Raw genomic sequence first — 1,070 nt, 5'->3', positions numbered from 1 at the left:
CGGTGTCGATCGTGCATGAGCGAAATCGGCGCTGGATTCGCGAGCGTGACTTGATCGATCGACGCCTGTGGCTCGACGTGCCGGTGCGCCGGTTGCGCTGTGGCCACTGCGGTATTCGTACCGAGCATATTCCCTGGCTGCACGGACGCCGAGCGCTTACAGCGGCGCTGGCGCGCCATGCCGAAGCGCTGGCACGTCTGTGGCCGATTCGCCAGGTCGCCGACGTACTCGGGCTGCACTGGCATACGGTCAAGGCCCTGGACGCCGCCCGGCTCGAACGCGAGTTGCCCACGCCCGACCGATCCCGGCTGCGCCGGCTGATCATGGACGAGTTCGCCCTGCACAAGGGGCATCGCTATGCCACGGTCATCGCCTGTGCCGAGACCCGACAGGTGCTCTGGGTCGGCGAAGGCCGCTCCCGCGCGGCGATTCGCCCCTTCTTCGAATGGCTGGGATCGGCCTGTGAGCACATCGAAGCCGTGGCGATGGACATGAACACGGCCTTCGATCTCGAGGTCGCCGAGCAATGTCCGAACGCGGTCGTGGTCTATGACCGCTTTCATGTCATCGCCAAGTTCGGTCGCGAAGTCATCGATCGCGTGCGCGTGGATCAGGCCAATGCCCTGCGCGGCGATCGCCACGCACGGCGTGCGGTCAAACGCGGTCGCTGGCTGCTGCTGCGCAACCGTGATCATCTGGATGCACACCAGGTCATCAAGCTCGATGAACTGCTCGCGGCCAATGCGCCGTTGATGCAGGTTTATCTGCTCAAAACCCAGCTCAAGGAGCTGTGGTTCGCACCGAGCGTGACCGATGCACGACAGCGCTGGCAACAATGGTATCGGCTGGCCCTGGAGACCGGGCTGGCCCCGGTCATACGCTTCGCGAACACGTTGAAACGCTACGTCAACGGCATCATCGCCAGCGTGCATTACCGACTCAATACCAGCGTGCTCGAAGGCATGAACAACCGCATCAAGGTGCTCAAACGCATGGCCTATGGTTACCGGGACAGCGCCTACTTCTTCCTCAAGATACGAGACGCCTTTCCCGGTAATGTGCGATGAACC

The 1,070-nt window shown here is 63.0% G+C and carries 1 protein-coding gene; it reads left to right on the top strand.

Annotation, left to right across the window (positions count from 1 at the left end; genetic code table 11):
• On the top strand, window positions 1-1,067 hold a 1,067-nt coding region (locus T5B8_RS19955), incomplete at its 5' end, for an ISL3 family transposase (RefSeq protein WP_353181008.1).
• Between the last annotated feature and the right edge of the window lie 3 nt (window positions 1,068-1,070).

It is taken from the genome of Salinisphaera sp. T5B8 (genome assembly GCF_040361255.1).
Taxonomy (GTDB): domain Bacteria; phylum Pseudomonadota; class Gammaproteobacteria; order Nevskiales; family Salinisphaeraceae; genus Salinisphaera.
The sequence above is the reverse complement of the archived record's forward strand: the minus strand, read 5'-3'. Positions and strand labels throughout refer to the sequence as shown.